Here is a 25,893-nt window from a genome sequence, read left to right on the forward strand (position 1 = left end):
CGCCCAAGAGCCCGGCGGCGACCGCGTGGCCAAGATGCTGGCCCGCGCCGGCGTCGCCTCGCGCCGCGAGGTGGAGCGGCTGATCGAGGCCGGGCGGGTGGCGCTGAACGGCAAGGTGCTGACCACGCCGGCGGTCAAGGTCGAGCCCGGCGACATCCTGACAGTGGACGGGGCAGTGGTCACCGAGGCGGAGCCGGCGCGGCTCTTCCGCTACCACAAGCCCATCGACCTGGTGACCAGCCACAAGGATCCGCAAGGCCGCCCGACGGTGTTCGAGGCCCTGCCGCCCGGCCTGCCGCGGCTGATCTCGGTGGGCCGGCTCGACATCAATTCCGAGGGCCTGCTGCTGCTGACCAACGACGGCGGCCTGGCGCGCGCGCTGGAGATGCCGACCACCGGGATCGTGCGCCGCTACCGCGCCCGGGCCCGCGGCCGGGTCACCCAGGAGAAGCTCGACACCCTGACGAAGGGGATCACCGTGGAGGGCGTCCACTACGGCTCGATCGAGGCGACGCTGGACAAGGCCAAGGAGGGGCCGCAGGGCGCGAACCTGTGGATCACCGTGGTGCTGGCCGAGGGCAAGAACCGCGAGGTCCGCCGGGTGCTGGAGGCGCTGGGCCTGAAGGTCAATCGGCTGATCCGGCTCTCCTACGGACCCTTCGCGCTTTCCACCCTCCTGCCCGGCGAGGTCGAGGAGGTGGGGCCGCGGGTGATCCGCGAACAGCTCGCCCAGCACATCGCGCCGCAGAACCTGCCCAAGGGCGACCGCCCGCTCTGGAAGAAGGCCGCCGCCGTGGTCGCGGGGCCCCGGCGGGGCGCGGTGGAGATCGATCGGCCGGGCAAGCCCGCCGGACGCTCCGGCAAGCCGCAGCGGCGCGCCCGCATGACCGCGCCCGGCGAGCCGCCGCCGAAGAAGGAATACAAGCCCGGCTGGGCCAAGCCGAAGCCCAAGCCGGTCATCGCCAAGACCGGCGCGCCGAAACGCCACTCCGGCGCCCGCAAGACCCCGCGTCCCGGCGGCCCCAAGCGGGGTTAGGCGGCCCTGCCGCGCTCGGCCAGGGCGCGGGCGATGGTGCGGGTGCGGCGCGCGATGGTGAGCGCGGTTCCCGCCACGATGACGGCCAGGCCCAGGAGCACGATCTCGCCGCGCCCGCCCCACAGCGGCTCGAAGGCCGCGATCACGCAGGTCGCGGTCAGGGTCGCCATCCGCTGCGGCTTGGCCATCGGGCCGGAGAAGTCGGCGGGCAGGCCAAGGCCTCGGCCGAGCTCGCGCACATAGGCCGTGGTCACGGCCAGGACCGCGGCGATCCAGCCCAGGCTGACGCCGATCTGCGGGTGGATGGAGCCATAGGCGCAGGCCCCGGCGCCGGCCAGGAACAGGGCGTCGGAGAAGCGGTCGGGAAGCTCGTTCCAGATCGGCCCCGACGTGCTGCCGCGCTTGAACTCCACGGCCACCAGGCCGTCGAGCAGGTTGCAGACCAGCCGCAGCTGGACGCAGGCGGCGGCGGCGATCAGCGCCGCCCCGCGCGCGCCGGGCGAGCTCACGCCGGCCAGGGCCATCAGCGCCCCGCCCAGGGCCGCGAAGGCGACGCTGGCGCCGGAGATCATGTTCGGACTGGCGCCGGCCTTGGCCAGCACGCGCGCCGAGCCCTGGGCCCAGCCGCTGGCGCGGCTCTTGATCGGGCGGCGGTTCTCTAGCGAAGGCTCGGTCATGGGGTCACGGCTCCCGGCCGTCCGCGCGCCACAACGGCGGCGTAGACGATCGCATAGAGGGTCGAGACCGACCAGGGCACGGCGATGGTGCGGGCGATTTCCGGCGTGCCGATCAGCCGGTGGACGCCGATCAGCACCGCCAGGATCACCGCCGCGGTCACCGCCGGCGGGACGACATAGGCCGCCGCGCCCGGCAGGCGCGCGACCATGGCCTCCAGCGCCCGCTTCAGGACCAGGGTGATCGCCCCGGACATCGCGCCCTGCGCCAGCGCCGGCGTCCAGGCGGCGGCCAGGCCGTGGCCGTGGTTGGCCCACAGCGTCCAACCGCCCATGGCGACAAAGGCGAAGCCCACGTGGACGGCGGTGGATTTTGCGAGGCGCTGGACGGCTGTCACGCCGCGAACCTCGCCCGCGCCGCATTCCACCGTCAAGCAAAGCGTCTTGACCGCCCGGTTGGCCCGGGCATGTTCGCGGACGGGGTCGGGAGTTCCATGGACGTGATCGCGAGCTTCTTCGCCGCTCAGCCGCCGGCCCTGCTGTGGGGCCTCGGCGGCGTCCTGGGCGTGCTGACCCTGGCGGTCGCCATCACCGCGGCCCTGCCACGGCTGAGGCCCGGCGGCGACTTCACCAACCTGCGCCAGCGGATCAACAGCTGGTGGGTGATGATCGCGCTCCTGGCCGCGGCCCTGCTCCTGGGCTGGATCGCGGTGACGATCCTCTTCGTGGTGATCTCGTTCATCGCGCTCAGGGAATTCCTGTCGCTGGCCCACATCCGGCCGGAAGACCGGCTGATCGTGCTCCTCGCCTATCTCTGCATCCCGATCAGCTACGCCTTCATCGCGATCGACCGGTACGGCATGTATCTGGTGTTCATCCCCGTCTACGTCTTCATGTTCCTGCCCTTCGCCATGACCTGGATCGGCCAGACCAGGGCCTTCCTGGCGACGGCGGCGACCTTCCACTGGGGCCTGGTCACCTGCGTCTACAACCTCGGCTACGCCGCCTTCCTGATGCGCGCGCCGCTCACCGACCACCTGCCGGCGGGGCCGGCGGGCCTGGTGTTCTTCCTGCTGGTGGCGACCGAGGCCAACGACGTCATGCAGTACGTCTGGGGCAAGCTGCTCGGCCGCCGCAAGATCATCCCCAAGGTCAGCCCCAACAAGACCTGGGAAGGCTTCCTCGGCGGCTGGGCCACCACCGCGGCGCTGATCTGGTTCCTGGGCCCGGTGTTCACCCCGCTCTCGGGCCTCGGCCTCGCCATCACGGCGCTGGCCCTGCCGGTCGCGGGCTTCGCCGGCGACGTGACCATGAGCGCCATCAAGCGCGACATCGGGGTGAAGGATTCCAGCGCCCTGATCCCCGGCCACGGCGGCCTGCTCGACCGCGCCGACAGCCTGATCTTCACCGCGCCGCTCTACTTCCACATCCTGATCTTCTTCTGCCTGAGGGACTTCTGATGCGCTGGCTTCGGCAGGCGGTCATCGTCCTGCTCGCCCGGCCGATCGCACGGATGTTCACCGGCGCCGACGTCGTGGGCCGCGAGAAGCTGCCGCTGAAGGGTCCTGCGATCCTGGTCGCCAACCATTCCAGCCACGTCGACACTGTCCTGCTGCTGACCATCTATCCGTCGAAGGCGCTCGACCGGGTGCGGCCGGCGGCGGCGGCCGACTACTTCCTGAAGGGCCGGCTGATGAGCTGGTTCTCGCGCAACATCCTGGCCATCGTGCCGGTGGCCCGCGATCGGGCCGGGTCCGGCGAGGACGTCCTGGCCCCGGCCCGCGAGGCGCTGGCGGCCGGCGACATCGTGCTGATCTTCCCGGAAGGCACCCGCGGCGACGGCGAGGAAATGACCCGGCTGAAGAGCGGCGTGGCCCGGCTCGCCGCGGCCTTTCCCGAGGCGCCGGTGACCCCGGTCTGGCTGCAGGGCGCCGGCCGCGTCCTGCCCAAGGGCGCGCACATGCCGGTGCCGATGAACTGCACGGTGCTGGTGGGCGACCCGGTCCGCTGGGGCGGCGACCGGGTGGCCTTCATGGAGGAACTGCGGGTGCGGCTGGAGGGCCTGAAGGCGCTCGCCCCGCCGCAGCGCTGGGCCTAAGACACGCGGCTCATGCGTATCGTTTCCGGCAGTTTCCGCGGCAAGACCCTGGCCGCGCCCAAGGGCGAGGCCACGCGCCCGACCTCCGACCGCGCCCGCCAGGCGATCTTCAACATCCTGGAGCACGCCGCCTGGTCGCCCGGCCTGCGCGACGTCCGGGTGATCGACCTCTTCGCGGGCTCCGGCGCGCTCGGCTTCGAGGCCCTGTCGCGGGGCGCGGCCTTCTGCCTGTTCGTGGAGACCGATGAGGCGGCCCGGGGCGCGATCCGCGAGAACGCCGAGGGCCTGAGCCCGAACGGGGGCCTCTTCGGCAAGACCCGCGTCCACCGCCGTGACGCCGCCGATCTCGGCGTCAGGCCAGGCGCCGACGGCCCGGCGTTCGGCCTCGCCTTCCTCGATCCGCCCTATGCCAAGGGCCTGGGCGAGGCCTCGCTCCGCAAGCTCGCCGAGGGCGGCTGGCTGGCCCCCGGCGCCCTGGTGGTCTTCGAGCGCGGCGCGGCTGAGCCTGACTTCAGCGTCGAGGGCTTCGAGCCCCTGGATATCCGCGACTACGGCGCGGCCCGGGTGCATTTCCTGCGGTTCGACGAGGCTTGACCCGCCCGCCTCGGAAGGCCTGATCAAGAGGCCATCGACGAGGAAGGACGATCGTGAGCGCCTATAAGGTGAACCAGGTGGCGACGCTCTCGGGCGTCTCGGTCCGCGCGCTGCGCCACTATGACGAGATCGGGCGCGTGCTGGACGCGGGCGGCTTCGACTGGGTGGCGGCGCCGAAAGCGCACCGGACGAGTCCGGCCGCCCGCGAACGGCGGAAGGATTGCTGCTAGGCTGGTCGCCGACGGCGCCGGGAAGGTTCGAGCACCGTCGAATCGTCCCGGCGTCCAGATGTGACATCCTCCGCCTCATGACCGCATCCCCATCCCGCCCGGCCGCCACCGGGCTGACGACGCTGGCCGCCTGTTTCGGCTTCGTCGTCGTCCAGCTCGACGTCACCATCGTCAACGTCGCCCTTCCGCGGCTGGCCCACAGCTTCGCCGCGGGCGTGGCGGGCCTTCAATGGGTGGTGGACGCCTACACGCTCGCCTTCGCGGTGCTGCTGCTGACGGCCGGCGTGCTGGGCGACCGGTTCGGGGCCAAGCGCGCCTACCTGGCCGGCTTCGGCCTGTTCGCCATCGCCTCCCTGGCCTGTGGGCTCGCACCCGGTCCCGGCTGGCTGATCGCCGCCCGCGCGGTCCAGGGGGTCGGCGCGGCCCTGCTGGTGCCGAGTTCGCTGACCCTGCTCAACAACGCCCACGGGGGCGATCCAGCGGGCCGGGCGCGGGCCGTCGGGGTCTGGACGGCGGCCGGCGGCGTCTCCATCGCGCTCGGGCCGGTGCTTGGCGGCCTGCTGCTGGCGAGCCTCGGCTGGCGGAGCATCTTCCTGGTCAACCTGCCGGTCTGCCTCCTGGGCGCGGCCCTGACCCTGTGGGTCGCCCCGCACGACCGCCTGCCCGCCAAGCCACGGGCGCTGGACCTGCCCGGCCAGGCGCTGGCGGCGCTCGCGCTCACCGGCCTGATCGGCGCGGTGATCGAAGCTCGGCCGCGGGGCCTGACCGATCCGCTGGTGCTCACAGGCCTGGGGCTGTTCATCGCCGCCGGCCTGGGGTTCGTCGCCGTGGAGCGGCGGGCGCGTGCGCCGATGCTGCCGCTGGGGTTCTTCGGCCGGGCGGGATTCAGCGCCGCGGTCGGTTTCGGCGTGATCGTCAACCTCGCCTACTACGGGGTGATCTTCGTGCTCGCCCTCTATCTGCAGGAGGCCCACGGCTGGACGCCGGTCCAGGCGGGCTTGGCCTTCCTACCGCTCACCGCGACCTTCATTGTCTCCAACCTGATCAGCGGCCGGATGGTGGCGCGGTTCGGCTCGCGCGCGCCGATGGCGCTGGGCGCGGCGATCGCCGCGGTGGGCTATTTCCTGCTTGTCGGCCTGACCGCGACGAGCCCGTTCCTGGCCATGCTGCCGGCGTTCCTGCTGATCCCCGGCGGCATGGGCCTGGGCGTCCCGGCCATGACGACGGCGATCCTCGCCTCGGTGGAGCGGGAGTGGTCGGGGACGGCATCTGCCGTGCTGAACGCCGCGCGGCAGGCGGGCGGGGCGATCGGGGTTGCGGCCTTCGGGGTGTTGGGCGGCGCCTTCGGCCCGGTGGGCGGGCTGCATGCGGCCGCCGCGGTCTCGGTGGGTCTGCTGCTGGCCGGCTCCGCCTTGGCGCTCGCCTGGGTTCGTCAGGCCTAACGCCGCCCGAACAGCCGCTCGATGTCGGCGAGCTTCAGTTCGACGTAGGTCGGGCGGCCGTGGTTGCACTGGCCCGAGTGGGGCGTCGCCTCCATCTGGCGGAGCAGGGCGTTCATCTCCGGCGCGGTCAGCCGGCGGCCGGCGCGGACCGAGCCATGGCAGGCCATGGTCGAGCAGACGTCCTCCAGCCGTTCCTTCAGGGCGAGCGCCTGGCCGTTCTCGGCGAGATCGTCGGCGATGTCGCGGACCAGGCCCTGGACATCGGTCTCGCCGAGCAGGGCCGGGGTCTCGCGCACCAGGACGGCGCCCGGGCCGAACGGCTCGAGCATCAGGCCGAGCGCGGCCAGCTCCTCGGCCTTGGCGCCCACCCGCTCGGCCTCGGCCGGGTCGAGCTCGACGACCTCGGGCAGGAGCAGCGCCTGGCGCATGACCCCGCCCTCGGCCATCTCGTGCTTCATTCGCTCATAGACCAGCCGCTCGTGGGCGGCGTGCTGGTCGACGATGACCACGCCGTCGCGGGTCTGGGCGACGATATAGGTCTCGTGGACCTGGGCGCGGGCCGCCCCCAGAGGATAGTCGACGGGGTCGAAGACCGGGGCGGGCGCGCCTTCCTCGGCGAGGCCGGGCTCCCAGGCGGGTTCGGCGCGGGCCGAGACCTCGGTGAGGCCGGGGATCGACTGGACCGCCGTCGCCAACGCAGAGGGCTGCCAGCCGCCCTGGCGCCAGGCCGAGTAGCCGGCGGCCGACGACGGAGGCGTATAGCCGCCGGGCCGGAAGCCGCCCAGGGCGGCGCTGGCGACGGTGGTCGAGGCGCGGTGGCCGGCGTTCGCCAGGGCATGGCGCAGGCCGCCGATGATCAGGCCGCGCACCAGGCCCGGGTCGCGGAACCGCACCTCGGCCTTGGCCGGATGGACGTTGACGTCGACATAGGCGGTGTCGAGCTCGACATAGAGGGCGGCCAGCGGGTGCCGGTCGCGGGCCAGGAAATCGGCATAGGCGGCGCGGAGCGCGCCCTGCAGCAGCCGGTCGCGCACCGGCCGGCCGTTGACGAACAGATATTGGTGGGCCGCGTTGCCGCGGTTGTAGGTCGGCAGCCCCGCGAACCCCGAAAGCCGCACGCCTTCCCGCTCGTGGTCGAGCGCCAGGGCGTTCTCGGAGAACTCGCGGCCCATGATCGCCGAGAGTCGCGCCAGGCGTCCGTCCGGCCCTGCGGCCTCGGCCGGCAGGCGGATCGTGCGGCGGCCGTCCAGGTCGAGGCTGAAGGCCACCGCCTCGTGGGCCATGGCCTGGCGCTTGATCTCCTCGGCGATGGCCATGGCCTCGGCCCGCTCGGACTTCATGAACTTCAGCCGCGCCGGGGTGGCGTAGAACAGGTCGCGCACCTCCACCCGCGCCCCGTGCGGATCCGGAAAGGCGGCGGGCGAGACCGCGCCGACCGCGCCGGCCTCGACGAAGATCGCGTGGGCGTCGGCCTGGCCGCGCGCGCGGCTGGCGATGGACAGGCGCGCCACCGAGCCGATCGAGGGCAGGGCCTCGCCGCGGAAGCCCAGGGTCGAGATATGCAGCAGGTCGTAGTCGCCGGCGTCGTCGGGCGAAAGCTTGGAGGTGGCGTGCCGCTCGATGGCCAGCGGCAGCTCTTCGGCCGACAAACCTTGGCCATCGTCGGCCACCAGGATGCGGGTGAGACCGCCGCCGTCGGCCTGCACCTCGACGCGGGCCGCGCCGGCGTCCAGGGCGTTTTCGACCAGCTCCTTGACCGCGCTGGCCGGCCGTTCCACCACCTCGCCGGCGGCGATGCGGTTGACGGTTTCGGGCGGCAGGCGACGGATCGGCATGGCGAGGCTTTCAGCGGTCCACCAATATAGGACGATTCCGGAGCGGCGGATGAGCGTGCGAAATGGCCTGCGGGCTTTGGTGCTGGCCGCGGCCCTCGCGGCGCCGGCCTGGGCCCAGGTTCCGCCGATCCCGGCCGCCGCGGCCACGCCCGACCCGGACGGGGTGCTGGTGGAGGAGCTGGTGGTCACCGGCCGCCTGCCGGGGCCGGCCTGGTGGACCGTCTCCGACGGCGACACCACGGTCTACGTCCTGGGCAGCCCTTCGCTCGCGCCCAAGCACATGGACTGGGACCGCGCGGTCTTCGAGCGGCGGCTGACCGGGGCGAGCGTGGTGATCCTGCCCTTTCAGGACGTGAAGGTGACCGTGACCGGCGCGCTCGGCGCGGCCTTCAACTTCATGCGCCTGAGAGGCGGCGGGCCCTTCGAGGCGACGCTGGACCCGGCGGCCCGCGCGCGCTTCGTGGCGGTCCGAACGCGGCTCGGCCAGCCCGCCGACCACTACGCCACGCGCAATCCCCTGGCGGCCGGCCTGCGGCTCGCCACCGACTACCGCGACCGCACCGGCCTGACCAACTCCGACCCCACCAAGCTGATCAAGATCCTGGCCGCCCGCGACAAGGTCCGGGTCACCCAGAAGAGCTACAACCTCGGGCCGCTGATGGGGGCGATCCTTCGGACTCCGGCGGCGGCGGGGCGCGCCTGTTTCGACGAGGTCCTGGCCCAGACGGAAGCCGGTCCGGGCGTGACCCTCGCCGCCGCCCGCGCCTGGGCGCAGGGGGACGTGCGCGGCGCGCTCGCCAACGAGCGGACCTATGAGCGGTGCATCGCCTCGGTCCCCGGCGCCCAGACCTTCGACGCCCAGGTCAAGGCCGACCTGGTTGCCGACATCGAGCGCGCGCTGAAGACCCCGGGCCATGCCGTCGCGGTGGTGCCTTTGCGGCCCCTGCTGGCGCAGGGCGGGGTGCTCGATCAGCTGCGGTCGAAGGGCTACGTCGTGAAGACCCCGGGCGAGGAATGAGCTACTGCGGCCCGAAGGTCGCGGCGACGAAGTTTTCGTAGCTGTCGAGGACCTTGGGGTCCTCCTTCACGATCTGGACGATCTGGCGCGGGATGAGCTTCAGGTGATCGACCATTCCCTCGGGCGACATGTGCATCGCCGGCGCGAAATCGCGGAAGATGGCGAAGGCCTTCTGCTCGTAGCCATCCACGTCGACCTTGGCCGGGCCGGCCGCGAAGGCGGCCTTGGTGGTTTCATACCAGATGCGCATGTGGGGATCGTTGATCCAGGGCCGTTGGTCGCCCTGCAGATTGCCCGTGGCGCGCGCAGGCTCGGCGAAGGCGGTGGGGGCGAGGGCCACGCCGGCGGCGGCCATCGCGGCGAGGACAAGGGTGCGAAGTTGACGGTTCACGGGGCGCTCCGGGGCTGCTAGGCATGACAAGAAACTCTGACACGATGTAAAAGATATTTGACATCGTGTCCATCGCCTTCCTAGACAGGGGCCGCCATGTCCTTCCGCGAAAAGTCCGCCTGGATCACCCTGGTGAGCGTCCTGGTCTGCTTCGGCGCCTATTTCGTCGAGCTGTTCAGCGGGCTGGTGGGAGACCGTCATTTCGGGGGTCTGGGCTCGCTGCACCTGCTCCTGCTGTCGGTGCTGGCCCTGGCGGGATTGCAGATCGCGCTGACGATGATCGCGGCCCTGACCACGCCCAAGGATGGACGCGCGCCGGCCGACGAGCGCGAGCAGATGATCCAGTGGCGCTCGCAGAGCCTGGGCTACCATGTGCTGATGGTGCTGGCGGTCGGCTTGTTCGCGCCGGCCTTCTTCGGCCACCGCGGCGTGGAGATGGCCAATTTCGCGCTGCTGGCGGTGGTGATCGCCGCCCTGACCGTCTCCATCGCCCAGATCGTCATGTTCCGGCGCGGCGCCTGAGGGTGGCGATGTCGCGCCTGCCGATCGTCAACCAGATCCGCCGTCTGCGGTTCGAGCACGGCGAGATGACCCAGTCGGAGCTGGCCGGGAAGATCGGGATGACGCGCCAGACGATCGCCGCCATCGAGGCCGGCAAGTACTCACCTTCGCTCGAGGCGGCCTTCCGCATCGCCCACGTGTTCGGGGCGACGCTGGACGAGGTATTCCAGTGGTCGGAGGCCTAGAGGCCCGGCAGCTTGATCTTGTGCGGGCCTTCGCGCTGGATGACCACGGACTTGCCGCCGGTCAGCGCCGCGATGCGGGCGTCTTCGGCCGCCGCGTCGACCGGGGTGGCCGTGTCGGCGCCGGCGGCGCTCGGCGTGGCCGCGGCCTTCTTGTCGCCGCGCCAGAACATCACCTTGTCGGCGAAGCTCTTCTCCTTGTGCGACACGTCGCCGAACTCGTCGTCGACCACATAGCGGATCAGCGGATCGGCCTTTTCGGCGCCGGCCTTGGCGACCAGCAGCTTCTCGCCATCGGAACGGGCTTCGCCTTCGCGCGCGCCCAGAAGGGCGGTGCGGGCGGCGCTTTCCGGCTGCAGTTCCTGCGGGCGGGGCTTGCCCGGGGCCGGCGGGCGCAGCGCGAAGTCAGGCGGCACCACCAGCGGGGCCTTGGTCACCACGCGGAATTCGTCGGGGGTCACCTTGGTCATGCCGAGCGCGTTGCGCGTCGACTGACATCCGGCGAGGCCCGTCGCCGCGATCAGGGCGGAGGCGACGATCACTCGGTTGACGCTCATGTACCAGTAGCTCCCAAGACCGCCCCCGGCCGCGAAGGAAGAGTGGATAGCGTAAACCAAAGCCGCCGCCAACGCTGCATCAAGCCGCATCCCCCGCGGTCTTCGCCGCACGCTCGCGCCCGTCCTGGCGCAGCATGTCGAGCAGGAGCAGGCAGATGCCGATCGAAATGGCCGAATCGGCGACGTTGAACACCCAGGGGAAGAAGCCGATCCGGGAAACGTCCACGAAGTCGGCCACGGCGCCGAAGCGGATGCGGTCGATGACGTTGCCGACCGCGCCGCCCATGACCAGGCCGACCGCCACGGCGAACAGCGGCCGCTCGGTCCGGCGGACCCAGACCGCCAGCATGACGGCGACGGCGATCGAGAAGGCGGCGAGCGCCCAGCGCACCAGGTCATGCTGGGCCTGCAGGAAGCCGAAGCTGACCCCGGGGTTCCAGACCATGGTCAGGTAGAAGGGCCCGAGCACCTTCAGCGTCGCGATCTGCGGCAGGTTGAGGCCGGTGAGGATCCAGGCCTTCACCGCCTGGTCGGCGACGACGACCAGAGCCGCCAGCGCGAGGCCCATGCCGCCGAGTTTGGTCATCCCGTTCATGCCATGCCTACCGGTGTCTGGGCTTTGCCGTGGGTTGCGTCCCAGGCGGCCACGGCGTCGGCGTCGCGCAGGGAAAGGTCGGGATAGCGCGGGTCGGTGCCCACCTCCGGCAGGATCCGCCAGGAGCGGGCGCACTTGCGGCCCTCGGCGCGCAGCGGCTCGACCGCGACGCCTGGGGCTTCGGCCAGCCGGAAGGCCGCGGCGGGGCCGTCGCCCTGGACCAGGGTCGCCTGGCTGGTGCGGAACACCTCCGCGGCGTCCAGGCCCGCGAAGGCGGCCATCAGGTCCGCATCGGCGATGTAGACCTTCGGCGCGGCCTCCAGCGCGGCGCCCAGGCGCTTCTCTCGGCGCTCGACCTCCAGCGCGCCGGTGACCACCGAGGTGACGGCCTGGACCTTGGCCCAGCGCGCGGCCTCGGCGTCATTGCGCCAGGCGGCGGGGGTCTCGGGGATCACCCGCAGGCAGTTGGAGTGGGCGTCCGGATAGCGGGTCGTCCAGGCCTCTTCCATGGTGAAGGGGATCAGGGGCGCGAGCCAGGCGGTCAGGCGCTCGAACACCGCCTGCATCACCGTGCGCGCCGCCCGGCGGCGCACCGAGTCCGGGCGGTCGCAGTAGAGGGCGTCGCGGCGGATGTCGAAGAACAGCGCCGAGAGCTCGTTCTGGCAGAACTCGGTCACCGGCCGGATGACGTCCTGGAAGAGATAGCCCTCGTAGGCCGCCCGGACCTGGCCATCGAGCTCCCACAACCGGTGCAGGATGAACCGCTCCAGCGGCGGCGCCTCCTCCAGCTCCACCGCCTCGTCCGGCGCATAGTCGGCGAGCGCGCCCAGCATGTAGCGCACGGTGTTGCGGAGCTTGCGGTAGGCGTCCGAGGTGGTCTGCAGCACCGTCTTGCCTATCCGGCTGTCGTCCGAATAGTCGATCATCGCCGCCCACAGCCGGATGATCTCGGCGCCCGACTCGCGGATCACCACCTCGGGGTCGACGACGTTGCCCTTGGACTTCGACATCTTCTCGCCGGCCTCATCCATGGTGAAGCCATGGGTGAGGATCGCGTCATAGGGCGCGCGGCCCCGCGTGCCGGAGCTTTCCAAGAGGCTCGACTGGAACCAGCCGCGGTGCTGGTCGGAGCCTTCCAGGTAGAGGTCGGCCGGCCAGTGGGTGTGCGGCCGGTTCTCCAGGGTGAAGGCGTGGGTCGACCCGGAATCGAACCAGACGTCGAGGATGTCCTCGATCTTCTCGAAGCGCTCGGGATCGTGCTTGCCCAGGAAGTCGGAGGCGGGCCGGGTGAACCAGGCGTCGGCGCCCTCGGCGCGGATCAGCTCGACGATGCGGGCGTTGACCGCCGGGTCGTGCAGCGGATGCCCGGTTTCCTTGTCGACGAACATGGCCAGCGGCGAACCCCAGGCCCGCTGGCGGCTGATCAGCCAGTCGGGGCGGCTCTCGACCATGGCGCGGATGCGGTTCTTGCCCGGCTCGGGATAGAAGGCGGTCGCCTCGATGGATTCCAGCGCCGTCTCACGAAGCGTGCGGCCGCCATGGGCCTTATCCTCCAGCGGCTCGTCCATGCGGATGAACCACTGGGGCGTGTTGCGGAAGATCACCGGCGCCTTGGAGCGCCAGGAGTGCGGGTAGGAGTGCTCCAGCCGGCCGCGGGCCAGGAGGTGGCCGGCCTCGATCAGCTTCTCCATCACCGCGCCGTTGGCGGGTCCGAACTTGCCGGACTTCTTGCCCTCGGTCTCCAGCACCTTCAGCCCGCCGAACAGCGGAACGGTGGGGTAGTAGGCGCCGTCCGGATCGACGGTCTCGGGGATGTCGCGGTGGCCGTGGGCCAGCCAGACCAGGTAGTCGTCGGCGCCGTGTCCGGGCGCGGTGTGGACGAAGCCGGTGCCCGCGTCGTCGGTGACGTGGTCGCCGGACAGCATCGGCACCTGGAAGCCGTAGCCCGAATCCAGCGCGGCCAGCGGGTGGGCCAGCACCATGCCCTCGCAGTCGACCGCCTCGACCCTGCTGTATTTCGCCACCTTGGCCGCGGCCATGACCTCGGCGGCGAGCTTCTCGGCCATCACCAGCCGGTCGCCGGCCTTGGCCCAGGGCTCGAACTCAAGGCCCTCTTCCATCGCCTCGACCTGATAGACCGCATAGGCGATGTCGGGATTGTAGCTGACGGCGCGGTTGGCCGGGATGGTCCAGGGCGTCGTCGTCCAGATCACCACGCTGGCCTTGCGCGCGGCGTCCGAGCCCTCGACCACCGGGAACTTCACCCAGACCGTGGGGCTGGTGTGGTCGTGATATTCGACCTCGGCGTCGGCCAGGGCGGTGCGCTCGACCGGGCTCCACATCACCGGCTTGGAGCCGCGGTAGAGCTGGCAGGACATCACGAACTTGTGGAACTCGGCCACGATCGCGGCCTCGCTAGGATAGTCCATGGTGGCGTAGCGGTGCTCCCAGTCGCCGATCACCCCCAGGCGCTTGAAGCCGGCCATCTGCACGCCGATCCAGGTCTCGGCATATTCGCGGCAGCGGGTGCGGAACTCGGCCTTGGAGACCTCGTCCTTGCGCCGGCCTTGGCCGCGCAGCTCCTCCTCGATCTTCCATTCGATCGGCAGGCCGTGGCAGTCCCAGCCGGGCACGTAGTCGACGTCGTAGCCGAGCAGGAAGCGCGAGCGGACGACGAAGTCCTTCAACGTCTTCTGCAGCGCGTGGCCGATGTGGATCGCGCCGTTGGCATAGGGCGGCCCATCGTGCAGCACGAACAGCGGCGCGCCAGCGTGCTGCCGGGCCTTCCTCATGGTGTTGTAGAGGTCGGCCTTGGCCCAGGCCTGCAGGATCAGCGGCTCCTTCTGCGGCAGGCCTGCGCGCATGGGGAAGGGCGTGTCGGGGAGGAAGACGGTTTCGCGGTAATCGCGCGAAGGGGTTTCGGCGTCGTCGGCCATTACTCTGTCCAATGGGTCCGGGTTTTCGAGGTGCGGGGCAAACCCGGCGCGCGCAGACGTCTCGTCCAGCGTCACGCCGGGCGGATAATTCGCGAGCTCGTCCGAACCGAAGTCATGAGCCGAGGGGATACCAGACGACCGGCGCGAACCCAAGGGCCGCCGTGTCCCGACGCAGCACCGCTCTGGAGCGATCTCGTCCGGACAGCGGTGACGAGCGGTGGCGGTGGCCTAGCCGAAATCCGGCATCAGGAGGTCGCGGGCGGCCTTGGCGTCCTTCATGACCTGCACGGTCATGGTCTCCAGGCCGTCGAACTTCAGCTCCGGGCGCAGGAAGGCGATCAGGTCGGTCTCGATCACCTGGTCGTAGATGTCCTCGTCGAAGTCGAAGAGCCAGACCTCGAGCAGGGGCGCGCGCACGCCCTCGATGGTCGGGTTGATGCCGATGTTGGCGACGCCCGGGATGTCGCGGCCGTCCGGCAGGCGGGTGCGGGTGGCGTAGACTCCGAACTTCGGGATCACATAGTCGCCCAGCGCCACATTGGCGGTCGGGAAGCCGAGCTTGCGGCCGAGCTGGCGGCCGCGCTGCACCGCGCCCTCGATGGCGAAGGGCCGGCCGAGGATCTTGGCGGCCCCCTCGGGACGTCCCTCGCGCAGCGCCTCGCGCACGGCGGTCGAGGAGAACTTCTCGCCGGACCCATCTTCCACGGGCTCGGCCACCGAGACGCCGAAGCCCATCTCCCGGCCATAGGCGCGCATGGTCTCCGGACTGCCGGTGCGGTCCTTGCCGAAGGAGTTGTCGAAGCCCACGGCCACGTGCCGCGCGCCCAGGCCCTCGTGCAGGACGCGGGCGGCGAACTCCCGGTCGGTCATGCCGGCGAGTTCCGGGGTCAGCGGCAGGACGTAGAGCACGTCGACGCCCAGGGCCTCGAGCGCGCGCGCCTGCTGGTCGGCCTTCATCAGGTGGAAGGCGGGCTCGTCAGGGCGGAAGTAGACGCGCGGATGCGGGTCGAAGGTGATGACCCCGAGCTGGCAGCCCAGCTCGCCCGCGGCCTTGGCGGCCAGCGCGATCACCTGCTGGTGGCCGCGGTGCACGCCGTCGAAACTGCCCATGGCCACAGCCGCCTCGCGGTCGCCGGCCGGCAGGTCCTTCCAGCCGCGGATGACCCGAAGCCGCCTCATGATTTCCGGGGCGCGTCCCGGCGCGGCACCATGATCAGCGCCTCGCCCTCGACCACCGTCTTGCCGTTCACCAGGCAGACGGTCTCGAAGGTCGCGTGGCCCTTGGCGTCGTCCAGCGCCTTGACCGTCACCCGCGCGGTCACCGGATCGCCGATCTTCACCGGCCGGCGGAAGCGCAGGGACTGCGAGAGGTAGATCGCGCCCGGCCCCGGCAATCGGTTGCCCAGCACCGCGGAGATATAGGCGGCCGCCAGCATGCCGTGGGCGATCCGCCCCCCGAAGGTCGTGGTCCGGGCATAGGCCTCGTCCATGTGCACCGGATTGACGTCGCCGGAGACCGCGGCGAAGGCCTCGATGTCGGCGGCGCCCACCACGTGGGTGACTTCCGCGGACTGCCCCACGCTCAGTTCGTCGAAATAGAGCCCCTGCACCGATCGTCCCTCTGGCTTCTTGGCTTCCCTTAGCGATGAAAGCCGGGTGTCACCAGACCAGGTCGGCGATGGCGTAGGCGGCGGAAAGCCCGTCCTGGCGCAGCAGGTCCTCGACGGCCGGGACGTTCAGCCCGTCCGGGCCGATGGTTTCGGCCCCGTGGATGCCGCTCGCCACGAACAGCACGTCGAGGCCGCGGGCGTTGGCGCCGCGGATGTCGGTGGGCAGGCCGTCGCCGATGCAGAGCACCCTGCGGGGGTCCAGCGGCCGGCCCACCGCCTCCGCCGCCTTGGCCAGCGAAAGCTCGTAGATCGCCGGATAGGGCTTGCCGGCCATGGTCACGCGGCCGCCGAGGCTCTCGTAGAGCTGGGCGAGCGCGCCGCCGCAGTAGATCAGCTTTTCGCCCCGCTGCACGACGATGTCCGGGTTGGCGCAGATCAGCTCGAGGCCGCGCTCGACGCCGCGGCAGAAGCGGTCGCGGTAGTCGCCGGGTTCGTCGTTTTCGTCGTCGTAGGGGCCGGTCACCGAGATGAAGGCGGCGTGCTCCAGGTCGGCGGTTTCCAGGCCGAGGCCTTCGTAGAGCGGGGCGTCGCGCTCCGGGCCGATCAGCCAGGCCGGGCCCGGCGCGCGCTGCGCGAGCAAGAGGCGCGTGGCGTCGCCGGAGGTGACGATGTGGCTCCAGGCCTCGCGCGGCACGCCCAGGCCGTCGAGCTGCTCGATCACCGGGCCCATGGGCCGCGGCGAGTTGGAGATCAACACCACCGGCCCGCGCTCGGCCCGGAAGCGCGCCAGGGCGGCGCAGGCCGCCGGGAAGCGCTCGCGCCCGTTGTGGATCACCCCCCAGACATCGCAGAGCAGGACGTCGTAGTCGGCGGAAAGCTGCGAGAGGCCGGCGGCCAGCTTGGGAGCGGTCATGAGGGCGGCGGTAGCGGGGCGGTCCGATGCGGTCAACGCGTTTGGCCCGCCGCGCCTGTCCATAAATTAACGTGACCCGCTGGCCCGCCTCGCTTCCCATCGCGCCATGGCGATCCGCGGCGCGCGTGTCCGCGTCGGTTTGGGGAGAACTTCAGATGCTCAACGCCGTCACCCTGGCCGCGCTCGGCCTCCTGGCGTTCGCTGCGCCGCAAGCGGCTCCGGCGACACCGGCCGCACCCGCGACCGGGACCTATGCGGGCTGGCCCGACGAAATACCCGCCTCGCTCGACTGGCGGATCGAGCCGGCGGACGCGGGCGCGACCGCCGGCCTGGTGCAGGTCGAGATCGGCTATCACTCACCGGGCCATTCCTCGATGTGGGGCGAGAGCCTGGCGCTCTCCACTCTGGACGGCCTGTCGCCGGGCCAGCTGTCGGCTCCCGGCCAGCCGGTGTCCTTCGTCATGCGTCGCGACGCGGGCGAGTTCCGGTGCCACGGCGTCGCCGGCGAGGGCCGTGGCGTCGGGACCTGCGTCTACGCGGCCAACCCCGGCTTCCCCGCCGCGCTCGCCCGGCGCGGCGTCACCGGCGAGCTGGCGCCGATCCAGCAGTTCCGGCTCGCGATGTCCGACATCGGCCTGGCCTATCTCGATGAGCTGAAGCGCGAAGCCTATGCGACGCCGACCGCCGACGACCTGGTGAAGGCCGGGACCCACGGCGCGGGCCTTCGGCAACTGCGCGCCATGGACGCCGCCGGCTACCGCTTCGGCGACCTGGCGACCTTCGTGCAGCTCCGCGATCACGGCGTCTCGGCCCGCTACGTCGAGGCGCTGCGCGCCCAGGGCTATACCGGGCTCTCCGCCGCCGATCTGCAGCGCCTGCGCGATCACGGGGTCAGTGAGACCTACATCGCCGAGCTCAAGGCCGGCGGCTATTCCGGCCTCAAGCCCGACGACCTGGCGCGGCTGCGGGACCACGGCGTCAGCGTCGGCTTCATCTCCGGGCTCCACGCCGCGGGCTATGCGGCGTTGGCGCCCGACGACCTCATGCGGCTGCGCGACCACGGGATCAGCGTCGGCTTCATCCAGGTCGCCAACGCCGGCGGCAAGCGCCTGTCGCCGGACGACCTGATCCGCCTGCGCGACCGTGGCGGCCGGGAGTAGCGGGGACCGGCCAGGCGGCGCCATCCTCGGCAAGCCGTGGAATGTCGATGGGCCTCAGGCCTTGGCGGACGCGATGTAGCCGCCAATCGCCGAGGCCAGGACGTCGAGCGGCATGGCGCCGGACAGCAGGCCCGCGTCGTGGAAGGCCTTGAGGTCGAACTTCGGCCCCAGCGCCGCCTTGGCCCGCTCCCGCTGGGTGTTCCAGAAGGTGTGGCCGATCTTGTAGCTGCAGGCCTGGGCGGGGATGGCGCAATAGCGCTGCACCTCCCGCGTGGTGGAGCCTTCGGCGTCGCCGTCGAGGCCCATCAGATATTCGATCGCCCGCTCGCGGCTCCAGCGCATGGTGTGCATGCCGGTGTCGACCACGCAGCGCCCGGCCCGGAAGATCTGCGCCTTGCGCCAGCCGATCTCGCCCAGCGGATCGTCCTCGTACATGCCGAGCTCCTGGGCGAGCTGCTCGGCGTAGAGCGCCCATCCTTCGCCATAGCCTGAAAAGTACATGTTCTTCCGCAGGATCGGGATGCCCTGGCTCTCCTGCGCCAGGCCGCCCTGCAGCTGATGGCCCGGCAGGCCCTCATGGTAGAGCGTCGAGGGCAGGTTCCACTTCGGCCACTCGCCGGTGTCCTTGAGGTTGAAGTAGATGCAGCCCGGCCGCGAGCGGTCGAGCGGCGCGCTTTCCGAATAGGCCAGCGGCGAGCCGTCCTGGATGGCCGGGGGCACGCGCCTCGCCTCGATCGCCTGGGTCGGCAGGCGATGGAACATGGTGGGCAGGCGCGCCTTCACCTGGGTCAGCCGGTCCTGCAGATAGGCCAGGAGCTGCGCGCGGCCCGGATCGGTGTTCTGGAAATAGTAGCTGGGGTCCTTGTAGAGCTGCTTGATCCGTTCGCCGACCGTGCCCTGCGTCAGCCCCTGTTTCTTCAGGAGGACGTCGAGCCGCGCGCCATATTCCTGGGCCTGGTCGAGACCCAGCTTGTGGACCTCCTCCGGCGTCATCTTGGTGGTCGTCGTGTATTTCAGATTGGCCGCATAGAAGGCCGGCCCGTCCTTGAAGCGCCAGATGCCCGCGTCGTGCACGGCGCCCGGCCGGGCCTGTTTCAGCGCGGCGATCTGGCGGTCGAGCGCCGGGCCGACCTTGGCGTCATAGACCTGCGCGGCGCGCTTGCCGTAGGCCTCGCCCAGGCCCTTGGCGCGGGCCCGGCGGTCGAGGGATTTCACGAGGTCGGAGCCTTCGCCGGTGGTCCGCAAGGCCGCGAGCTGGCCCACGGTGATGTCGAGCAGGAAGTCCGGCGGGACCACGCCCTTGCCGGCGTCGTGGCGGAAGCGATCGGTGTTGGCGTCGAGGGCCGCGGCGAAGCCGTCCAACCGCGCCAGATAGGCCTCGGCGTCCGCCGCGGTGGCGACGGAATGCTTCTCGTCCAGGAAGTTCGGCATGCGCTGATAGGCGCCGGTGATCGGCGACAGCACATAGCAGGAGGGCGAGAAGCCATCGCGGCCGCCGAGGTCGAGGTCGAGCAGCGGCTGGGTAGACTCGGCCACATAGAGCACGGTGTCGTAGTTGACCGCGTCCATGCCGCTCAGCTTGGTGCGGTCGATGGCCTTCAGCCGGCGGATCTGGCTGAGGTTGGCGGCCCGCTCGGCGACCATGCCGGCCGCGGATACGTCCTCCAGCTTCGCCTTCAGCGATGCGTTGCGGCCCTTGTCGAGGCCGAGCTCGGTGGCGTTCTCGGGCTGCCGTTCCAGGCCCTCCTGGAAGAAGGCGTCGAGCAGGGTGGTCAGCCGCGCCGGCTCGCCCACCGCGGCGCGGGCGCCCGGCGCCATGGCGAGCGCGGTCGCAGCGGCGCCGGCGGACAGCAGTTGGCGGCGATCAAGCATGGGGACTCCGGCGCGGATAGCGGGTGGGCGCGACCTAGCCGAAGGCCCGGCGCGGGAAGGGCTGTCGCGCGATCGCCGGCGCGGGACCGGCTTCGGTGAGCACGGCTTCCTTGATGGCGCGGGGCTCGCCGAACAGATGGCCCTGGCCGAAGCCGATGTTGAGCTCGAGGATGTCGACCACCTGGCGCTCGGCCTCGACCTTCTCGGCCACCACCTCGACGCCGTAGCGGCGGGTCAGCGTGGTGAAGTCCTCGGCGGCGAGGTCGGGCAGCGAGCGCAGCACCAGCCCGCCCTCGGTCTCCTGCAGCTCGTCCAGCAGGAACTGGGCGGCGATCTTCAGGAATTTCACGTCCGAGCGCGACAGGTCCTGCAGGTCAAGGTCGAGGTCGGTGACCTTGTCGAGGCTGAAGCGGAAGCCGAGGTCGGCGAGCTTGCCCATGTTGCGGGCCTCAACCGAGCCGCGGGCGTCGAAGGCCGCCTGGCCGATCTCGAAGATCAGGGCGCCGGCAAGGTCCCGGTTCTCGGTGAGCAGTTCGAGGAACTGCGGGAAGAAGCTCTCGTCGGCCAGGCTCGCCATGGAGATGTTGCAGAAGATGCCGATCCGCCGCTCCTGCCGGGCCAGGCGCCGCACGATCTGCACGCAGCGGAAGAGCAGCAGGTTGTCGATGGCGGTGACCAGGCCGCCCGGCTCGGCGACGCTCAAGTACTCGGCCGGCATCATCACCCGGCCGGTCTCGTCGCGCAGCCGCGAGAAGCTCTCGTAGTATTGGGTGCGGCGCTGCGGCAGGGCCACGATGGGCTGCAGGTAGAGGTCGACCCGGTTATCGGTCAGGGCCGCGCGCACGGTGTCGAGCAGGGCCGGGGACTGGACCGCGTCGCCGCCGAACGGCGCGGCGAAGGGGGCCGGCGCGTCGCCGTGGTCGTCCAGCCGATGCTGCATGCGCTGGACCAGGCCCTCCAGCATATGGACCTCGTCCAGCAGGACCTCTGAGCGCTGGGCGTCGTCGGCGACGGTCTCCAGCACCTCGCCCAGCCGCGCGTCGAGCGCCTCGACCTGGGAGAGCAGGATGGCGTGCGCCTCGCGCACCGCGGCGATGTCGCCCTTGATCGTCCCGGTCTCCAGCGCGCGCTCGATCAGGCCGTGGAAGGCCAGGCAGAGCCCCAGTCCGCCGACCAGGGCGGCCACGCCGGCGCCCCAGCCGCCGCCGTTCCGCCACAGCGTGAGCGCGACGCTCAGCGACACGCAGAGATAGATGGCTAAGAGGAGCCCGAGGGTGAGCCGTCGCATGGTCCCGCCATCCGAATCAGTCGTCTGAGTATCCGCTGCGGCGGCGCTTGAAGTCGAATGGATTAACGCGCCTGCGGCGATGGCGCGGATGCGCTCTGCGGTTGCGTCGGTGGCGTCGCGCCCCGAAATATGTGATCAACGTTCAGATAGGCCCGCGGCGGCGGGTTTCGGGGACCTGACAAAGATGGCCGACGAACACTTCGACGTGCTGATCGTGGGGGCCGGCCTTTCGGGCGTCGGCGCCGGCTGGCACCTGCAGGCGAGCGCGCCGGGCCGCAGCTATGTGATCCTCGAGGGCCGCGAGGCGATCGGCGGCACCTGGGACCTGTTCCGCTATCCCGGCATCCGCTCCGACAGCGACATGTACACCCTGGGCTACGCCTTCAAGCCGTGGCGCGAAGCCAAGGCGATCGCCGACGGCCCCTCGATCCTGAAGTACGTCCGCGACACCGCCCGCGACTTCGGCATCGACCGGCACATCCGCTACGGCCACCAGGTGAAGTCCGCCGCCTGGTCGAGCGAGGCCGCCCACTGGACGGTCGAGGCGCTGCGCAGCGACGGCCAGACCGTGCGCCTCACCGCCAACTTCCTGTTCCTCTGCGGCGGCTACTATTCCTACGAGGGCGGCTACACCCCGGACTTCCCGGGCGCGGACAAATTCAAGGGCGAGATCGTCCATCCGCAGACGTGGCCGGAACACCTCGACTACGCCGGCAAGGCCGTGGTGGTCATCGGCTCGGGCGCGACGGCGGTGACCCTGGTGCCGGAGATGGCCAAGACCGCGGCCAAGGTCACCATGCTGCAGCGTTCGCCGACCTATGTGGTGTCGCGGCCGGCCGAGGACGCGCTCGCCAACCGCCTTCGCAAATGGCTGCCGGCCATGCTGGCCTACGGCCTGATCCGCTGGCGCAATGTGCTGTTCGGCATGTGGTTCTTCCGCCTGGCGCGCAACAAGCCGGCCGCGGTGAAGAAGAACATCATCGACATGGTGCGCGCCCAGCTCGGACCGGACTACGACGTCGGCAAGCACTTCACGCCGAGCTACAATCCCTGGGACCAGCGGCTGTGCCTGGTGCCCGACGCCGACCTCTTCGAGGCGATCAAGGCCGGCCGCGCCGAGGTGGTCACCGACCACATCGAGACCTTCACCGCCAAGGGGATCAAGCTGACGTCGGGCGCCACGTTGCCCGCCGACATCGTCGTCACCGCCACCGGCCTGACGCTACAGGTGATGAACGGCCTGGCGATCAGCGTCGACGGCCGGCCCGTCGATCCGGGCAAGACGCTCTCCTACAAGGGCATGATGTACGAGGACGTGCCGAACCTCGCCTCGGCCTTCGGCTACACCAATGCGTCCTGGACGTTGAAGTGCGACCTGACCTGCGAATACGTCTGCCGGCTCCTGAACCACATGCAGAAGACCGGCCTGCGCCAGGTCACGCCGCACAACGACGACCCCGATATCGAGCGCCATCCGTGGCTGGACTTCTCGTCGGGCTACGTCCAGCGGGCCATGGAGAAATTCCCCAAGCAGGGCTCCAAGGCGCCCTGGAAACTGCACCAGAACTACGCGCTCGACCTGATGAGCCTGAAGTACGCCAAGCTGGAGGACGGGCCGCTCAAGTTCTCCAATCCCCAGCCGGCGAAGGTGAAGGCGCGGGAGACGGTGGCGGCCTGACTGCGGGCCCGGCGCGCGCGGGCGTGGCAGGCGGCCATCGGCCTAGAAGACGATGATGATGGGGGCCTGGTAGCCGCGCCGGAGCGTGACCTTCTGGTCCTTCGCGGGCATAGGCGCCTCGATCCGATAGCGGAGAGACCCGTCCGCCTGCAGGCCGAGGATCGCGAACCGCGCGCCGTCGTACTCCACATGGCCCGTCCCGTCGGCGTCGGGGATCGCGCTGACCGGGCGGCCCGCCTGCCCGCCGATTTCGGACCAGACCTGGACGGAGTAGGACGCCGGCGCCGAGGCGGTGGCCGGCGACGTCGTGGCCTTCCACAGGAAGCGGACCAGGGTCTTGGGACCCTCTTCGGCTGGGATGGGCGTGTACTTCACCGGGTGCGGCAGGGCCTTGTCGTCCACGACGACGAAGCCTCTCACCTCGCCGTCCTCGAGGATGCCGGCAAGCTGCGGCGCTCCCGGAATGTCCACGACGCCGTGGCCCATCCGGTCGAAGGCGCCGTCCCCATCGGTGTCGTACAGGCAGTAGAAGTCGCCGCCCGACCAGGAGTTGTAGCTGGTCGGCGCACAGAAGACCGCGTCTGAGCCGTCGTGGGCGGCGAACAGGGCCTGGCCCTGCTTCAGGTTCTTCTTGGCGAAGCCGTTGGCGAGCCGGCCCCGCAGGCTGATGTCCTCGTCGAGCCGCGCCGCGCGCGTCACATGGGCCGTCTGGCTCAGCAACTCCTGCCTCGGCTTGGCGACCTGCACGTCGCGGTTCCAGGTCGTGGGGCTTTCGACGCGCATGAGGCTGGCCGTCGGCGCGGTTGTCGGGGTCAGGGCCGCCGCCTCCACCAGGGCGAGGCTCGCCGCGGCGCTGACGCCCGCCAGAAGGTTGAAAGCCATCGCATCCCCTCAGCGGCGCCACCGGCGCGGTCTGGACCGCAAGCTCCGGCGCGCCGGATCGGACGCAAGTCCATAGCGCGCCAGCCTATCGGTCAAGCCTGTTTGCGGAGCCGTCGACGAGCCAGTCTCGCCTCTGTAGGGTCATCAGCAGAGCTGCCGGGCGAGCCGCGCGCCAACCAACGGCGCGGGGAATTGGCGTGTTGGCGAATGGACCGGCGGCAGGCCTGCCACCCCTGGAGGATCGCGTATGAACCTGGCGAAAACCACCGTGCTTGCGGCCCTGGCGGCCACGGGGGCGCAGGCTCAGACCAATATCGGCTCCCAGGCGCCCGAGCCCGGCCTGCCGTTCGTCATGACGTCGGTGGCGACCTTCAACCAGCCTTGGCGCATCGCCTTCCTGCCCGACGGGCGGATGCTGATCACCGAGAAGCCCGGCCCCATCTGGCTGGTCACCCAGGCCGGCGAGAAGACCCCGGTGGCGAACGTTCCGGCCGTGCTGGCGCAGGGGCAGGGCGGCATGCTGGGCGTCTTCCTCTCGCCGCACTACGCCAGCGATCACAGCGTCTACCTCACCTATTCCGAGCCCGGCGACGGCGGCTCCAGCCTGGCTCTGGCCCGGGCCAGGCTGTCGATCACCCCGGGCGCGGCGAGCCTCGACGGGCTGAAGGTGATCTGGCGCGACGGCGAGCGCGGCCGGGGCGGGCAGTTCGGCGCCCAGATCGCCTTCTCGCCGGACAAGAAATACCTGTTCCTGGCGGTCGGCGACCGGCAGCGGATGACGCCCGCCCAGGACCCCAACCAGCCACTCGGCAAGATTCTGCGCCTGACCCTCGACGGCAAGCCGGCCCCCGGCAATCCCATGGCCGGCAAGACCGGGGCGGCCAGCGTGCCCATCATCGACCCGCCGCGGGATACCGAAACCGCCAAGACCGCTCCGGTGATCCGGACCTACGCCTTCCCGGGTCCGAACCTGACGCCGGCCGAGACCTGGACCTCCGGCCACCGCACGCCCTATGGCCTGGCCTTCGCGCCCGACGGCAAGCTGTGGGAGGCCGAGATGGGCCCGCGCGGCGGCGACGAACTGAACCTGATCGAGCCCGGCAAGAACTACGGCTGGCCGCTGGCCTCCTACGCGGTCAACTATGACGGCGTGCCCATACCGAGCCCGGACACGCGTCCGGACCTGGCCAGGCCCGTGCTCTATTGGACCCCGGTCATCGCCATGGGGAACCTCGTCTTCTACGACGGCAAGCTGTTCCCGCAGTGGAAGGGCTCGGCCCTGGTCAGCGGCCTGGCGAGCCTGTCGCTCAACCGCATCGTCATCACCGGCGCCACCGCCAAATCGGCCGAGCGCTGGAACGTCGGCCATCGCATTCGTGACGTGGAAGTGGGGCCTGACGGCGCGCTCTGGATGCTGGAAGACGCCAGGCCGGGCGGGCTGTTCCGCGTGACGCCGAAATAGGCTCCGCGCTTCGGGCGGCGGCCGCCGGGTCGGGCTCCCTGGCTAGGCGTCCAGGTCGCAGGGGTAACCGAGGGCAGCCACGAAGATCGCGGTGACGCTCGGGTCCTGGAAGAATTCCCCGGCCACTGCGGCGCCGTCGAACCCGTGCAGGAACTGGACCTCGAGGCCGAGCGCGCGGGCCGAGAGCGTGAGATAGGCGCCCTGCAGCACGCTGTTGCGCATCGCCGCGGCCCGGAGCGCGCCCGGCCGGTCGAAGCATGAGACGCCGGCGACGCCATCACCCACGAAGGCGATCAACTGCTCGGCGAACTGCCGGTCATAGCCCACGACGGCGCAGACCGGGGCGACGACCGCGGCGGTCCGGGCGCGAGGCGCGAGGCGTTGGGCGAGCCTCGCCCTGGCCGCGGGCGTGGCGATGAACAGCACCTGGGTCGGCGAGGCCCCGCTCATCCCCGGCCCGACCGCCATCAGCGCGTGCAGTTCCTCCAAGACCTCCAGCGACACCGCGCCTTCGGAGAACCTCGGCGCGTCCGCCGAGGACCGGAGCAGGCGCTCCAGTGCCGGCAGCCCCTGCTGCGCGCCTCCGCCCTCGAACAACGCGTTCATGACCGTTCTGCGCCTCCTGGAGTATGCGACGCCCATATTCCTACCAATCGAATAGAGATTGGACTCAGGAATTCTGACGGCGGTTCCAGGCCTGGGCGGGACGACGTGTGGGGGCCTTCGGGCGACTGGGAATGGGCATGACGCGTCCGCCCCGTCGTCGCGCGATCGGCGTAGGCTGGTTTCCACCATCCGACGTTCAGATGGTCCGCTTCGAGAGGTGGGGGCAAGGTCCGGTTCGACCCCTTGCGGGCGTCGCGGTCGCGTGTTTCGCTT

General features: G+C 70.8%; 25 protein-coding genes and 1 pseudogene. 12 read left to right on the forward strand and 14 right to left on the reverse strand.

Annotation, left to right across the window (positions count from 1 at the left end; genetic code table 11):
- The first annotated feature begins 34 nt into the window (after positions 1-34).
- A complete protein-coding gene (locus tag ACESMY_RS03720; protein WP_372783380.1) occupies positions 35-1,036 on the forward strand; it encodes a pseudouridine synthase in 1,002 nt (333 codons plus the stop codon).
- On the opposite strand, the gene ACESMY_RS03725 is transcribed toward ACESMY_RS03720, so the two are convergent.
- Complete coding sequence (locus ACESMY_RS03725) at positions 1,033-1,713, reverse strand: CDP-alcohol phosphatidyltransferase family protein (RefSeq protein WP_372782347.1); 681 nt, start codon at positions 1,711-1,713, stop codon at positions 1,033-1,035. The genes ACESMY_RS03720 and ACESMY_RS03725 overlap by 4 nt on opposite strands.
- The gene (locus ACESMY_RS03730; RefSeq protein ID WP_372782349.1) at positions 1,710-2,108 is read right to left on the reverse strand and encodes a hypothetical protein; all 399 of its coding nucleotides are present in this window, start codon (positions 2,106-2,108) and stop codon (positions 1,710-1,712) included. Before ACESMY_RS03730 ends, ACESMY_RS03725 begins: the two co-directional genes overlap by 4 nt.
- A 96-nt stretch (positions 2,109-2,204) precedes the next feature.
- Here ACESMY_RS03730 and ACESMY_RS03735 point away from each other — a divergent pair, with 96 nt between their 5' ends.
- The 5 genes and pseudogenes from ACESMY_RS03735 to ACESMY_RS03755 all read left to right on the forward strand — a co-directional run bounded on the left by ACESMY_RS03735 (position 2,205) and on the right by ACESMY_RS03755 (position 6,074).
- Positions 2,205-3,170: a phosphatidate cytidylyltransferase gene (locus tag ACESMY_RS03735; protein WP_372782350.1), complete on the forward strand. Its 966-nt coding sequence runs from the start codon at positions 2,205-2,207 to the stop codon at positions 3,168-3,170.
- On the forward strand, positions 3,170-3,808 hold the full coding sequence (locus ACESMY_RS03740; protein ID WP_372782352.1) for a lysophospholipid acyltransferase family protein: 639 nt from the start codon (positions 3,170-3,172) through the stop codon (positions 3,806-3,808). The genes ACESMY_RS03735 and ACESMY_RS03740 overlap by 1 nt, the downstream gene beginning before the upstream one ends.
- 12 nt (positions 3,809-3,820) lie before the next feature.
- A complete protein-coding gene (gene rsmD / locus ACESMY_RS03745) occupies positions 3,821-4,402 on the forward strand; it encodes a 16S rRNA (guanine(966)-N(2))-methyltransferase RsmD (protein WP_372782354.1) in 582 nt (193 codons plus the stop codon).
- A 53-nt stretch (positions 4,403-4,455) separates the two neighbouring features.
- A pseudogene (locus ACESMY_RS03750) lies at positions 4,456-4,560 on the forward strand (MerR family DNA-binding transcriptional regulator); the annotation flags it as partial.
- 149 nt (positions 4,561-4,709) lie between these two features.
- Positions 4,710-6,074: an MFS transporter gene (locus tag ACESMY_RS03755; protein WP_372782356.1), complete on the forward strand. Its 1,365-nt coding sequence runs from the start codon at positions 4,710-4,712 to the stop codon at positions 6,072-6,074.
- Here ACESMY_RS03755 and mutL read toward each other — a convergent pair.
- Entirely contained in the window at positions 6,071-7,909 is a 1,839-nt protein-coding gene (gene mutL / locus ACESMY_RS03760; protein ID WP_372782358.1) for a DNA mismatch repair endonuclease MutL, read from the reverse strand. The genes ACESMY_RS03755 and mutL overlap by 4 nt on opposite strands.
- Before the next feature lie 49 nt (positions 7,910-7,958).
- Between mutL and ACESMY_RS03765 the strand changes: the two genes are divergently transcribed.
- Complete coding sequence (locus ACESMY_RS03765; RefSeq protein WP_372782360.1) at positions 7,959-8,927, forward strand: TraB/GumN family protein; 969 nt, start codon at positions 7,959-7,961, stop codon at positions 8,925-8,927.
- Between the two features lies 1 nt (position 8,928).
- Here ACESMY_RS03765 and ACESMY_RS03770 read toward each other — a convergent pair whose 3' ends face one another.
- Positions 8,929-9,318: a hypothetical protein gene (locus ACESMY_RS03770; protein WP_372782362.1), complete on the reverse strand. Its 390-nt coding sequence runs from the start codon at positions 9,316-9,318 to the stop codon at positions 8,929-8,931.
- 96 nt (positions 9,319-9,414) lie between these two features.
- Here ACESMY_RS03770 and ACESMY_RS03775 point away from each other — a divergent pair, with 96 nt between their 5' ends.
- Positions 9,415-9,840, forward strand: a complete 426-nt coding sequence (locus tag ACESMY_RS03775) for a hypothetical protein (RefSeq protein WP_372782364.1) — start codon at positions 9,415-9,417, stop codon at positions 9,838-9,840.
- Positions 9,841-9,848: 8 nt separating this feature from the next.
- Positions 9,849-10,064: a helix-turn-helix transcriptional regulator gene (locus ACESMY_RS03780; RefSeq protein ID WP_372782366.1), complete on the forward strand. Its 216-nt coding sequence runs from the start codon at positions 9,849-9,851 to the stop codon at positions 10,062-10,064.
- Here ACESMY_RS03780 and ACESMY_RS03785 read toward each other — a convergent pair.
- The 6 genes from ACESMY_RS03785 to ACESMY_RS03810 form a co-directional block, all read right to left on the reverse strand.
- A complete protein-coding gene (locus ACESMY_RS03785) occupies positions 10,061-10,618 on the reverse strand; it encodes a DUF3035 domain-containing protein (protein ID WP_372782368.1) in 558 nt (185 codons plus the stop codon). The two genes, ACESMY_RS03780 and ACESMY_RS03785, sit on opposite strands and share 4 nt — an antisense overlap.
- Before the next feature lie 79 nt (positions 10,619-10,697).
- Complete coding sequence (gene lspA / locus ACESMY_RS03790) at positions 10,698-11,213, reverse strand: signal peptidase II (protein ID WP_372782370.1); 516 nt, start codon at positions 11,211-11,213, stop codon at positions 10,698-10,700.
- Entirely contained in the window at positions 11,210-14,149 is a 2,940-nt protein-coding gene (gene ileS / locus ACESMY_RS03795) for an isoleucine--tRNA ligase (protein WP_372782372.1), read from the reverse strand. Before ileS ends, lspA begins: the two co-directional genes overlap by 4 nt.
- A 228-nt stretch (positions 14,150-14,377) precedes the next feature.
- The gene (locus tag ACESMY_RS03800) at positions 14,378-15,328 is read right to left on the reverse strand and encodes a bifunctional riboflavin kinase/FAD synthetase (RefSeq protein WP_372782374.1); all 951 of its coding nucleotides are present in this window, start codon (positions 15,326-15,328) and stop codon (positions 14,378-14,380) included.
- Entirely contained in the window at positions 15,325-15,759 is a 435-nt protein-coding gene (locus ACESMY_RS03805; RefSeq protein WP_372782375.1) for a MaoC family dehydratase, read from the reverse strand. Before ACESMY_RS03805 ends, ACESMY_RS03800 begins: the two co-directional genes overlap by 4 nt.
- Before the next feature lie 49 nt (positions 15,760-15,808).
- Positions 15,809-16,672 (reverse strand): TIGR01459 family HAD-type hydrolase, encoded by an 864-nt coding sequence (locus ACESMY_RS03810; protein WP_372782377.1) that lies wholly within the window; start codon positions 16,670-16,672, stop codon positions 15,809-15,811.
- 155 nt (positions 16,673-16,827) lie between these two features.
- On the opposite strand from ACESMY_RS03810, the gene ACESMY_RS03815 reads away from it, so the two are divergent.
- Positions 16,828-17,832, forward strand: a complete 1,005-nt coding sequence (locus ACESMY_RS03815; RefSeq protein ID WP_372782379.1) for a hypothetical protein — start codon at positions 16,828-16,830, stop codon at positions 17,830-17,832.
- A gap of 54 nt (positions 17,833-17,886) precedes the next feature.
- Here ACESMY_RS03815 and ACESMY_RS03820 read toward each other — a convergent pair whose 3' ends face one another.
- Positions 17,887-19,704 carry a DUF885 family protein gene (locus ACESMY_RS03820; protein WP_372782381.1) on the reverse strand — a complete coding sequence of 606 codons (1,818 nt, stop codon included), beginning with the start codon at positions 19,702-19,704 and terminating at the stop codon, positions 17,887-17,889.
- Positions 19,705-19,738: 34 nt separating this feature from the next.
- Positions 19,739-20,992: an EAL domain-containing protein gene (locus ACESMY_RS03825; RefSeq protein WP_372782383.1), complete on the reverse strand. Its 1,254-nt coding sequence runs from the start codon at positions 20,990-20,992 to the stop codon at positions 19,739-19,741.
- A 184-nt stretch (positions 20,993-21,176) separates the two neighbouring features.
- Here ACESMY_RS03825 and ACESMY_RS03830 point away from each other — a divergent pair, with 184 nt between their 5' ends.
- On the forward strand, positions 21,177-22,670 hold the full coding sequence (locus ACESMY_RS03830) for a flavin-containing monooxygenase (RefSeq protein ID WP_372782385.1): 1,494 nt from the start codon (positions 21,177-21,179) through the stop codon (positions 22,668-22,670).
- A 42-nt stretch (positions 22,671-22,712) separates the two neighbouring features.
- On the opposite strand, the gene ACESMY_RS03835 is transcribed toward ACESMY_RS03830, so the two are convergent.
- The gene (locus ACESMY_RS03835; protein ID WP_372782387.1) at positions 22,713-23,552 is read right to left on the reverse strand and encodes a hypothetical protein; all 840 of its coding nucleotides are present in this window, start codon (positions 23,550-23,552) and stop codon (positions 22,713-22,715) included.
- A 247-nt stretch (positions 23,553-23,799) separates the two neighbouring features.
- On the opposite strand from ACESMY_RS03835, the gene ACESMY_RS03840 reads away from it, so the two are divergent.
- Positions 23,800-25,014 carry a PQQ-dependent sugar dehydrogenase gene (locus ACESMY_RS03840; RefSeq protein WP_372782389.1) on the forward strand — a complete coding sequence of 405 codons (1,215 nt, stop codon included), beginning with the start codon at positions 23,800-23,802 and terminating at the stop codon, positions 25,012-25,014.
- 42 nt (positions 25,015-25,056) lie between these two features.
- Here ACESMY_RS03840 and ACESMY_RS03845 read toward each other — a convergent pair whose 3' ends face one another.
- Positions 25,057-25,620, reverse strand: a complete 564-nt coding sequence (locus ACESMY_RS03845) for a nitroreductase family protein (RefSeq protein WP_372782391.1) — start codon at positions 25,618-25,620, stop codon at positions 25,057-25,059.
- Positions 25,621-25,893 lie beyond the last annotated feature (273 nt).

The organism is Phenylobacterium sp., from assembly GCF_041691455.1.
Classification (GTDB): domain Bacteria; phylum Pseudomonadota; class Alphaproteobacteria; order Caulobacterales; family Caulobacteraceae; genus Phenylobacterium.

Excerpts from the sequence above, each read along its gene's own strand:
- ACESMY_RS03720 (WP_372783380.1), top strand. The coding sequence starts at position 35 with ATGCTGGCCCGCGCCGGCGTCGCCTCGCGCCGCGAGGTGGAGCGGCTG.
- ACESMY_RS03725 (WP_372782347.1), bottom strand. The coding sequence starts at position 1,713 with ATGACCGAGCCTTCGCTAGAGAACCGCCGCCCGATCAAGAGCCGCGCC.
- ACESMY_RS03735 (WP_372782350.1), top strand. The coding sequence starts at position 2,205 with ATGGACGTGATCGCGAGCTTCTTCGCCGCTCAGCCGCCGGCCCTGCTG.
- ACESMY_RS03740 (WP_372782352.1), top strand. The coding sequence starts at position 3,170 with ATGCGCTGGCTTCGGCAGGCGGTCATCGTCCTGCTCGCCCGGCCGATC.
- rsmD (WP_372782354.1), top strand. The coding sequence starts at position 3,821 with ATGCGTATCGTTTCCGGCAGTTTCCGCGGCAAGACCCTGGCCGCGCCC.
- ACESMY_RS03755 (WP_372782356.1), top strand. The coding sequence starts at position 4,710 with ATGACCGCATCCCCATCCCGCCCGGCCGCCACCGGGCTGACGACGCTG.
- mutL (WP_372782358.1), bottom strand. The coding sequence starts at position 7,909 with ATGCCGATCCGTCGCCTGCCGCCCGAAACCGTCAACCGCATCGCCGCC.
- ACESMY_RS03765 (WP_372782360.1), top strand. The coding sequence starts at position 7,959 with ATGAGCGTGCGAAATGGCCTGCGGGCTTTGGTGCTGGCCGCGGCCCTC.
- ACESMY_RS03775 (WP_372782364.1), top strand. The coding sequence starts at position 9,415 with ATGTCCTTCCGCGAAAAGTCCGCCTGGATCACCCTGGTGAGCGTCCTG.
- ACESMY_RS03780 (WP_372782366.1), top strand. The coding sequence starts at position 9,849 with ATGTCGCGCCTGCCGATCGTCAACCAGATCCGCCGTCTGCGGTTCGAG.
- ACESMY_RS03785 (WP_372782368.1), bottom strand. The coding sequence starts at position 10,618 with ATGAGCGTCAACCGAGTGATCGTCGCCTCCGCCCTGATCGCGGCGACG.
- lspA (WP_372782370.1), bottom strand. The coding sequence starts at position 11,213 with ATGAACGGGATGACCAAACTCGGCGGCATGGGCCTCGCGCTGGCGGCT.
- ileS (WP_372782372.1), bottom strand. The coding sequence starts at position 14,149 with ATGGCCGACGACGCCGAAACCCCTTCGCGCGATTACCGCGAAACCGTC.
- ACESMY_RS03800 (WP_372782374.1), bottom strand. The coding sequence starts at position 15,328 with ATGAGGCGGCTTCGGGTCATCCGCGGCTGGAAGGACCTGCCGGCCGGC.
- ACESMY_RS03810 (WP_372782377.1), bottom strand. The coding sequence starts at position 16,672 with ATGACCGCTCCCAAGCTGGCCGCCGGCCTCTCGCAGCTTTCCGCCGAC.
- ACESMY_RS03815 (WP_372782379.1), top strand. The coding sequence starts at position 16,828 with ATGCTCAACGCCGTCACCCTGGCCGCGCTCGGCCTCCTGGCGTTCGCT.
- ACESMY_RS03820 (WP_372782381.1), bottom strand. The coding sequence starts at position 19,704 with ATGCTTGATCGCCGCCAACTGCTGTCCGCCGGCGCCGCTGCGACCGCG.
- ACESMY_RS03825 (WP_372782383.1), bottom strand. The coding sequence starts at position 20,992 with ATGCGACGGCTCACCCTCGGGCTCCTCTTAGCCATCTATCTCTGCGTG.
- ACESMY_RS03830 (WP_372782385.1), top strand. The coding sequence starts at position 21,177 with ATGGCCGACGAACACTTCGACGTGCTGATCGTGGGGGCCGGCCTTTCG.
- ACESMY_RS03835 (WP_372782387.1), bottom strand. The coding sequence starts at position 23,552 with ATGGCTTTCAACCTTCTGGCGGGCGTCAGCGCCGCGGCGAGCCTCGCC.
- ACESMY_RS03840 (WP_372782389.1), top strand. The coding sequence starts at position 23,800 with ATGAACCTGGCGAAAACCACCGTGCTTGCGGCCCTGGCGGCCACGGGG.
- ACESMY_RS03845 (WP_372782391.1), bottom strand. The coding sequence starts at position 25,620 with ATGAACGCGTTGTTCGAGGGCGGAGGCGCGCAGCAGGGGCTGCCGGCA.